General features: G+C 54.6%; 4 protein-coding genes. 1 reads left to right on the forward strand and 3 read right to left on the reverse strand.

Going from position 1 to position 9,686, the window contains the following annotated elements:
• Nucleotides 1-50 precede the first annotated feature (50 nt).
• The gene (locus tag HMPREF6485_RS01615; protein WP_004344223.1) at nt 51-974 is read left to right on the forward strand and encodes an Abi family protein; all 924 of its coding nucleotides are present in this window, start codon (nt 51-53) and stop codon (nt 972-974) included.
• A 260-nt stretch (nt 975-1,234) separates the two neighbouring features.
• Here the strand turns inward: HMPREF6485_RS01615 and HMPREF6485_RS01620 are convergent, their stop codons facing one another.
• Genes HMPREF6485_RS01620 through HMPREF6485_RS01630 form a run of 3 tightly spaced genes read right to left on the reverse strand, consistent with a single transcriptional unit; the run spans nt 1,235 to nt 8,787 of the window.
• Nucleotides 1,235-3,469 carry a right-handed parallel beta-helix repeat-containing protein gene (locus HMPREF6485_RS01620; RefSeq protein ID WP_004344224.1) on the reverse strand — a complete coding sequence of 745 codons (2,235 nt, stop codon included), beginning with the start codon at nt 3,467-3,469 and terminating at the stop codon, nt 1,235-1,237.
• A 7-nt stretch (nt 3,470-3,476) separates the two neighbouring features.
• Complete coding sequence (locus HMPREF6485_RS01625; protein ID WP_004344225.1) at nt 3,477-5,486, reverse strand: RagB/SusD family nutrient uptake outer membrane protein; 2,010 nt, start codon at nt 5,484-5,486, stop codon at nt 3,477-3,479.
• Between the two features lie 16 nt (nt 5,487-5,502).
• The gene (locus HMPREF6485_RS01630; RefSeq protein ID WP_004344226.1) at nt 5,503-8,787 is read right to left on the reverse strand and encodes a SusC/RagA family TonB-linked outer membrane protein; all 3,285 of its coding nucleotides are present in this window, start codon (nt 8,785-8,787) and stop codon (nt 5,503-5,505) included.
• Nucleotides 8,788-9,686 lie beyond the last annotated feature (899 nt).

Genomic DNA, 9,686 nt, shown 5'->3' on the forward strand with positions numbered 1-9,686 from the left:
GGCATCCCGTAGATCTGCCGGCGGGTCACTTTTTTAATACGTGAGAAAATATGAGCAATCAGAAGCCACGGTCGATAGAAGAACAAATCCGCCTGCTCCGCTCAAGGGGCATGACATTTGGCAATGAGGAGCATGCAAAGATGTGTTTATCCCACATCAGTTACTTCCGGCTAAAATACTATTGGACAGATATGCGCGACGAAGAGACGGAACATAACTTCCGGGAGGGTGCATCCTTCAACGATGTGATTGCCCGATACGACTTTGATCGCCGTCTGCGCCTGATACTTTTCGATGCCATCGAGATTGTCGAAGTGGCCTTGCGTGCCAAAATTATCAACCATCTGTCAAAGGCTAAGGGTAGCGGACTCTGGTACTTGGATGCTTCTCTCTTTGAAAATACAACATATTATGAGGATTTTGTGCTTGATCTGAAATATGAGTTCGAACGCAGCACGGAGCCGTTTGCCAAGGAGTATATCTCCAAGCATCCGGAATGGGAGGTCGACTCAATGGAGGGTGACAACCCTGATGCTTGGATGATTATGGAAGTGGCAACCTTCGGCACACTATCGAAGATGTACAAGAACCTGAAAAGCCAACTCCCCCAGCGTGCATTGATAGCTAATGAGTTCGGGCTCTATTCCGCCAAAGAACTATCCGGTTGGCTGGAAGCTGTCTCTGTGCTCCGAAACATCATCGCCCATCACTCACGACTATGGAACAGAAATCTTGCCAAGCAGCCTATGAATATCAAAGGACATCGCGACAAGTGGCTGAACAATCCTTTGACAGACAACCAAAAGAAGAAACCCTACGGGGTCATCACCGCTATGCTCTACCTCTGCAATGCCGTATATCCGGAGAATCGCATCAAGACAAAGCTCCTCTCCTTATTGGAAGAAAGCAAGGATATACCCTACGGGAAATTGGGCTTTACGGGTGATTGGCATCATGAACCAATATGGAAATAGTTTCTCCTTTGAAACTCATTCTCAAGTAAATTCATATTTTTAGGGCTGTTTCGAGATTGATAAATAGTGACCTGAAAAGCCTCCATCTTTCAGACTTTCTTGATATTAAGAATGGCTGAACTTTCCGTTCCATGTAACAAAAGAAATGAAACGGACCTATACAAAAAGCGGAGAAATGCAGGGTGTGCACTTCTCCGCCGGAATTTACCAACTGGCTACTGCCCCACCGGGCAGCTATGGTGTGTCTTTATGCATCTTCGTCACTTCGCGCCCGTGCGCCACTTCGGGGCACCAATGCCAAGCTTGAAGATGTTGCTGCCGCGCACTTTGTCGGTCTGCCGGTAGTAGAGACCGTTGAGATTGTCGGTCTCGTGAATGTCCTTACCCGAGAGGTGGGGCGGGTTGGGAGCCGTCATCAGTTCTTCGGGCGAGATGTCATCGACATGCACTTCGAGTTCGCCGCGCCCGCTGAGCAGGGCATCGTCGCCGAAGGCACCTGCACTGTTCTTCTTGGCACTGAAGGCTGAGCCCGAGAATATCTGCCCGTTGGTGAGGTGGGTGTTGGTCGACCAGTTGTTGGCAATGTCGAAGAACACGAGGCCCGAACCGTTGATGGTACGTATATCCATACCCGAGAAGTACATGTTGCGCGAGTCGCCGGCCTGCTTGGTGAGGATGAAGAGGTTGTTACGCACCGTGATCTTGGAACCACCGGGCAGATAGCGCAGGTTGAAGATGGGGCATCCCGTGCTTCGCGTGTTGAAGTTGACGAATGTGTTGTTCTCCAGCGTGATGTCGTAAGACACCGAAGCGGGCCAGCCAAGATTCTTGTTGGCATCGTTGAACAGGCTGGGGAACGGCGAGTCGTAGAACGTGTTGTTGCGCAACACCATGTGCTTGAACACGTTACTCTTCGGCTGCTTGCCGTCGCCGGCTATCCACGGGTAGCCACCCCCTTTGTTGTTGTAGTAGCCGTCGTTGTAGAAGTCGCAGTTTTCGATGATGAAGTTCTCAAACACCTTAACAGCAGATCCCTGCACGCGCACAAAGCCACGCACGAGGCCTTGGAACGAGCAGTTCTTCACCAGGAAGCGCTGCACCTGAATGCCCATGCCATTGGAATACATGTTGGCGAAATAGTTGCCTGTGGCGTTGCCTGCACCGGCCTCCTGATCACCGTAGTTGCGGGCCAACGGACAGTTGAAATCGATGTCTTCAAACTCGAGGGCCTTGATGTTGATGCGCACGTTGGGATTCTCTCCGCTCTGCGGTTGGCGGCCAAACATGAAGTTGCAGGAGTTCACGTTGCCGCCGGTGGTGTACATTCCGTTCAGAAGCACGGTGGCACGACCTTTCCCGGCAGCAAGGTCGGCGGGATTGGTCTTGAGGGTGAAGCCCTTGTAGAGACTCACATTGGTGGCAAAGTAATAGGTCTTGCCGCCCTCAAGATAGAATATCTGCCCTTCGGCAAGTGCAGAGTTGACATTGTACTTGTTGATGATGGAGTCCAGACGACAGGCCTGATACTGAGTGGCAGCGGCCGCCTCTTCGGGCGTGATGGTGCTGCCGGCCGGGTCGTTCACCACGTGCTTGATCACTATCGGAGCCCCCGACTCACCGTCCATGCGTATGGCCAACGTGTTGTAGCAGGCGTCCACAGCCACGGGAATGTCGTCATCGACGGCATTGATGAGATAGACGCTGTTCTGCGTGAGTCCGTCAATGTCCACATAGCCGCGCTCGAAGTCTTCTGCCGTGAGCCGGTATTTCCGCCACTTCTCCGGTACTTGTGCATCGGGACTGGAGGGAGAAGCCTCCACGGTGAGGGTCTCCATCTTCCAACTTTCCGTGCCGTTGAAGTCGACGGTGGAGAAGTGCGTCTTGAATTCGGCCACCTCGGCAGCCGTTCCCGACTCGCCCGCCTTGCGCTCAATGTTCACGCGGAGTGTCGTCTTGGTCACGTCACTGGCGATGATGACCTCGGGCACCTCATAGCGGTTGCCCGTGGTGAGCCCTAAGTATTCGGCCCATTGGCGGCCATTGCCGTAGCCATACCAGTTGGAATGGTAGCCCTCGCCACGCTTGGAGAGCGTGCGGATGGCGAAACGGTAGTCAGTGGAGTATTGCAAGTCTTTGATCACCATATCCAACACATCGGGGCCGACAATGGTGTCCAGTAGAATATGCTTGGGATTTTCCCAGTCTTCAGCCAGTCCGGAAGACACATTGGGCTGCAGGGCCATCTTGATTTCATAGCCCGCACAGTCGTTCACGCCATACCAATAGAGGTGTATGTCGTTGATGTCCTGCACGTGGCAGGCGTAAGGATCAGTGGGATAGTCGCCCTTTCCCGTGTTGTTGTCGCATCGGAACATGGTCATGAACTCCCGCCCGGAGGCCGTTCCGGCATCGTCTTTGTCAGAACAAGCTGCGAGGGCACAGCCGCCAAGCAGCAGCAGTGTATATAAAAGTGATTTCTTCATAAGGGTTTTCATTTAGGCGTTAGTTGAGATAACCGTAATAGTTCTTGTAGGCTCCGGCGCTCCGCTGGATGGCTTCGCGCGGATAGGGCAATATGTAGCGCACCACAGGCAGCTGCGAGGGCTGCATGTCTGCCGAGGGAGCGGGCATGGAAACGGGCTGTCCGTCGGCATTGACCACAACGGGATTGCCCAACAGATCGGTGCGGATGTAGCCGTAGAGCGAATAGCGACACTCGTTTTTCACACCTTGGCTCTCGTCCCACCAGCCGTAGACATCGGCCTGACTCCACGGATTGGCCGGGTCGGCGGCGGGGCGCACGTCTTTGAAAGAGTCGCTGAGCTCCAGTATGTCTAGTGTCGTATTGGGATAGGTGTCGGTGTTCTTGGGATTGGCGGCCTTGCGATAGTACACCGAGTAGGGCCACGTGGCGATGTAGTCGCGCCCGTCATGCTCGGCCAGCACGTCTTCATACTCCGACGAACCACCTGCATTCTCGGCCACAGCCATAAAGCGCAGGAACTCATAATAGAGTGCCACGCCATAGAGATTGTTGCGCACAAGGTCTTTCCAGCGCATGTTTTCGCCGGCAAACTCCCACTTGCGCTCATCAAGCACGGCCTTGAGAAAACGCTCCTTGCTGCCACTCACGGCATTGACATAGGCCGTCACCTTCTCCGCTTGGTCGGCACTTTGGAAGGCCCGGCGGCGCACTTGGGCCAAGTCTTCCTTGGCTTGGTCGGTCGGACCGCCATTAAGTTCGTTCAACGCCTCGGCATCCATCAGCAGCACATCGGCATAACGCATGTAGGGATAGTTGATGCCCGTGTTGCCTTCGCTCGTGGGGCCGAGCGGAGCTCCCTTGCTCCAGAACTTCGACCACTTGTTGTTGTACATGGTGTAGGAGAAGTTCACCTGCGGCGTACCGTCGTAGAGGTAGTACCAAGTGTTATCAACATACTTCAACCGTTCGTCAGTCGGGTCAAAAGAATAGCGGTAGAAAGTGCTCACGCGGGCTGCACCGGAGGCCTTGCCCCAAACGTTCTGCCCCGTGGTGGAGCCTTCGTTGAAGTCGCAGCGCGGCCCCTGGAGATAGCCGATGCTGCCGGTGGAGTTCTGCGCAAAGGGTATTTCGAAGATCGGATCATCGGAGTTGTCCACCTGATAGTTGCACTCGTCGATGAACACATTGCGATAACTCTTGGTGAGACGGTGCGTGCCCGAGCTGATGATGGAGTCGCAATAAAGGTGTACCAAGGCATAGTAGTCCCGGTAGTTGTCGGGGCGTAGCATGATGCCATAGCTGTTGTGCTCCTTGTCTGGGCGCAGAGAGTAGCCTCCCTCGGTAAGGGCAAGGCGGGCTATCATGGCCCAGCACATCTCTTTGGAAATGCGCTCGATGCCGTTGTCGAGCCGATTGGCAAACTTCATCTTAGAAGCTATCGCCCTCAAGTCGGCTATCAGCCTGTCATTGATGGTGTCGCGACAGGCTACGGGCATCACCTTGTCGGCCATCTGCGAGGTGGGAAGCAGCGAGAACGGGACATCTCCCCAAAGCCACATCAGGTCGTGATAGAACATGGCGCGCATCACCTTGGCCTCACCCATCTGCTGTTGCAGGGTTTCGAAGTCTTTGTTGGAGGGCGTGTAGAGCGGACTGTGCTCCAGTTGCCAGATGAAGTTGTTGGCATATTCGATGCCCTGATAGGCGGCATTCCATGTTTTCTTGAGATCACCGGCCTCACTGGTTCCGTCGAAACGGCGGAAGTTGTTGGTGCCGGGCTGCTCGTTGCTGTTGGTGGCGAAGTCGACATCACTGTTCAGGCAGAACGTCGAGAGGTAGGCACTGCCGTAGGTGTCACCGCTGAGCAGCTGGGCATAAACACCGTTGAGGGCGGTATTGATTTCGTTCACGCCCCCGAACACATAGCCGTTGTCATATTTCGACGGCGCGTCCACATCGAGATAGTCGTTGCAGGCCGTAAGGGTGGTGAGGGCAGCACCTATCCATAAGATATTCTTGAGTTTCATATAAAGGCTCCTTTCGTTAGAAATTAAGATTGACACCGAGCGAGAAAGCGCGGTTGCGCGGGTAGCGGTTGTAGTCCATACCGGGCGTGAGGCCGGTCTGGATGTCCACCTCGGGGTCGTAACCCGAGTAGCCGGTGATGATAAAGAGGTTGGAGGCACTGGCATAGAAGCGCAACTTGGAGATGCCCCAGTGCCGGGTGAGCTTCGCGGGCAGCGTGTAGCCGATGGTCACATCTTGCAGGCGGAGGAACGAACCGTCTTCTATGAAATAGGATTGGGTGAGATTGTTCACCACATCGGCGGGATTCCAAAGACTCTTGCCGGCATTCATGCCGATATAACTCTCCACAGAATTGTCAAGATAGTAGTTCTTGTACATGCACTCTCCCGTAGCCGGATCGACATATTGCCAATGGTCGGTGAACTTGCCCAGCACGTTGGTAAATTCATTCCGGTTTTTCGTTGACGAAGAGAGGGCATAGGCCGTGGCGTTGTTGACATCGAAGTCGAGCATGTAGTAGAAGTTGGCGGTGAAGTCGAAGCTCTTCCACTGCCCGCTCACTCCGAAACCTCCCTGCACCTTGGGGTTGGTGTTGCCGATGACGGTGCGGTCTTTCTCGGTGATGTATCCGTCGCCGTCGAGATCCTTAAACTTGATTTTGCCGGGCAACGTGGCTTCGCCGGAATTACTGCTGGCCGACACCTGATTGATCACCGTGCCGGAAACGCGCCTGCCGTCTTTATCGAACGTGAGAGGCTTGGGCACGGCCAGAAAATTCCGGTTGGGATCGAAGTCGAACTCCTCGGGGCTGTAAAGACCGTCGTACACAAAACCGTAGATGAGTCCGAGCTCGTCGCCCACGCGCAGGCAATAGTCATTGTAGCTCGATTTCCAACGGTTGTTCTGATCCCAAAGCACGTCATCGGTATCGTTGAGCCTGTCGATGACACGCTTGTTGAAGCCCATGCTGAGATTGGCACTCAGCACGTAGTCCTTGCCACGCAGCAGGTCGGCGTTGATACTGAGTTCCACCCCGCGGTTGGACACCTGCCCGATGTTCTGCACTTGGGTGGAATAGCCCGTGGTGGTGGGAATGTCCGACTTGTAGAGCAGGTCTTTGGTGGTCTTCCAGTAGAATTCGGGCGTGAGTTGCAGGCGGCCGCCGAAGAGGCTGATATCCATAGCCAAGTTGCGCGAGACGGTGGTCTCCCACTTGATGCGCGGGTTGGCCAGCTTGTCACCGCTACCGAAACCGTAGTATTTTTCTCCCTGCTCCACGGTTTCTCCGAAGCCCGGACCGCCGGTGGAGTTGATGGCATAGAGATAGCGCCAGAGGTCGCTGTCGATGCGGTTGTTGCCCGACAGGCCCCACGAGGCGCGGAGTTTCCAGTTGTCGAGCCACTTGACACGCTTCATGAACTTCTCCTTCGAGATGACCCATGCGCCCGAAACGGAGGGGAAATAGCCCCAACGCTCGCCGGCACCGAACTTGGACGAGCCGTCGGCACGAAACGTGGCGGCAAGGAAATAGCGATGGGCAAGGTTCCAACCGGCCTGTCCGAAAAACGAGGCTGTGCGGTCGGGGGTGCTCAAAGAGGAATTGGACTCGTAGGGAGTGCCCAGATTGAGATTGTCGATGGCCTTCTGGGCCGAGATGTCGCGGGGGAAGTAGCGGTTCATCTGATAGTTGACACGCTCCTCGCTGCTGTAGATTTCCTGTCCGAGGAGGAACGACCAGTTGTGCCTGTCGGCCACGGTCATGTTATAGGTAGCGGTATTAGTCCATGTGTAGGACATGCGGCGCCTGTTGGTCACCTGCGCCACGGGTTGGCTGTTGTGCCCCTTTCCCACGCGCGTCAGTGGTCCGTAGAAGCGGTTGACATCGCTGAACGTGATGTTGTAGGCCGCTTCCGTGCGCAGCATCAGGCCCTTGATGGGCGTCCACGCCAAGCTCGCCTGATTCACGATGTTGTAGGAATGCTTCTTCTGCGTGTTGGTCTGGATGTCACTCTTGGGGTTGGTGTAGGAGAAAGCCGCCTCCTCATCGGGGTCTACCGTGCGCGGATCCCAGAAGGCAAACTCCCGCAGACCGTTGGTGGGACGATAGCGCAGCACATCAATGATGCCGCCCGAGCCAATGTTGTCGCCTCCGGCACCAATGTCACGACGATAGGTCATACGCGGATTGAGCGTCAGTTCCAAGTTGTTGGAGAGCTTGGCAAGCAGCTTGATGTTCAGATTGGTGCGCCGCACACCCGAGCCCATGATGATGCCCTTGTCGTCGCTCTGGGTCAGGGAGGTGTTAAACTTCACTTTGTCGGAACCGCCACCGACGGTCACATTGGCCGAGTAGTTGAGAGGCGTCTCCCCCATCACCTCGTCCTGCCAGTCGTGGGTCGCGGCCCGGCGGTAGATATCAGCAAGGTCGGCGGGGTTGCCGAAATTGCCACGGAAGGGCTTTGCCCAACTCGAACGGGTGCCGTTGGCAGCCGCACGGTCGTACTGATAGCCCACAAACTGCGGAGTGTCCATCAGGTCGAGCTTCTTCGAGAGATGGGCCACGGTGGTGCGACCGTTGAAACCCACGGTGATTTTGCCCTCTTTGGCCGACTTGGTGGTGACCACCACCACGCCGTTGCCACCCTTGGCCCCGTAGATGGCCGTGAGGGAAGCGTCTTTGAGCACGTCGATGGAGGCGATGTCGGTGGGCGGAATGTCATTGATATTGCCCACTTGGAAACCGTCGACGATGTAGAGCGGTTCGTTGCTCTGGGTCACCGACGTATTGCCGCGGATGCGGATATTGACATCGGCCCCCGGCGCACCGTCGACCGTGGTCACCTGCACGCCGGCAATCTTGCCCTGCAAGGCTTCGGCGGCCGAGGCCACAGGCACAGCAGCCAACTTGGCACCGCCCACGGAGCCCACCGAACCTGTGAGGTCTTTGCGGGCGCGGCTGGTGTAACCCAGCACCACCACTTCGTCCAACTGCCCTTGTTCGTCTTTCATGACCACCTTCCGGGCGGCATCCGCAACCGTGATTTCCTGTGAAACCATACCGATGTAGGTCACAACGGCCGTCTTCGACTTGACCAGTTTCAACGTGAAGTTACCGTCAAGATCGGTCACCGTGCCGTTGCGCGCATTGCCCTTTTCGACAACCGATGCGCCGATAATGGGCTCGTCATTGGAGTCAACGACCGTTCCCCTGACGGTGCCTTGCGCCAACGCCGCAAGCGGCATCAGCAAAAGCCCCGTCAGCAGACAGAACTTACACATCAGATTCATTGCATTCTTCATGTGTCTTGTTTTTAGTAACTATTAGTATAAGTGATTGAGAATTATCGTTTCATGACGCTATGCCTGCAAAAGGTTTCATCTTTGTCTAAGCAGTTTGTTAGGGCATTAGATTATATAGCATCGGCAAAAATAAGCATTTAAACAACACGAAGCAACACTTCAGATGGAAAAAATGGCCGGAAAGGACAAAAATACACCCTTTCCGACATTTTTTTACCCCCATTCCCATCCATTGTCAGCTTATCGGCAGCTTGATGCTGTGCAGTTGTCAGGCTCCCCCACCCATCAGCAAGAGTCTACGACGGCATGTTGACGGAAGGCCGGCAAGTGGCATGGAGGGTGCAAGCCGTGTACGGCCTTTTCATCGTCGATTGGCATTAGCTCCTTGTCTATGTACTTTCTTTGCGGTAACCTGCTTTTTCCTGTTTCCCTCTTTTCCCCTTTTTCCTTCTCGGTTTTCCTCTTTTCATCCTCTCTCTGTATATAGCACAAACTATTAAACCTTTCGAAAAAGCCTTACATGACCTTTTCTCACGCCCATCCTGTTGGCTATTCCCATCCGTCTTATTTGCCTCATCCGCCCCATCAAAATTCTCACTAAGCCCAAACGACGATGCAAAAGAGCCACACTTGAAAGCTCACTCGGGCCGAGTGAGAATGTGGAAGAGGCCGTTCGGCAAGACTGTTTGGGCCGAATTGTCACCTGTAACGGGAAGAAGACAAAAAAGGGGAGCGTACATGCGCTCCCCTTGCTATTGCAAAGATACGATATAAACGGCGGAAATGCAAATCAGAGTAGAAAAAACTTTACGCCTATCGGAGCACTTCCGCCCCGTTGTCAGAGTCTTTTTATCCTTTTATCGAATAATCCACCGCTTTGCCCATCAATATCAATAAGT

This window comes from Segatella buccae ATCC 33574, from assembly GCF_000184945.1.
GTDB lineage: Bacteria > Bacteroidota > Bacteroidia > Bacteroidales > Bacteroidaceae > Prevotella > Prevotella buccae.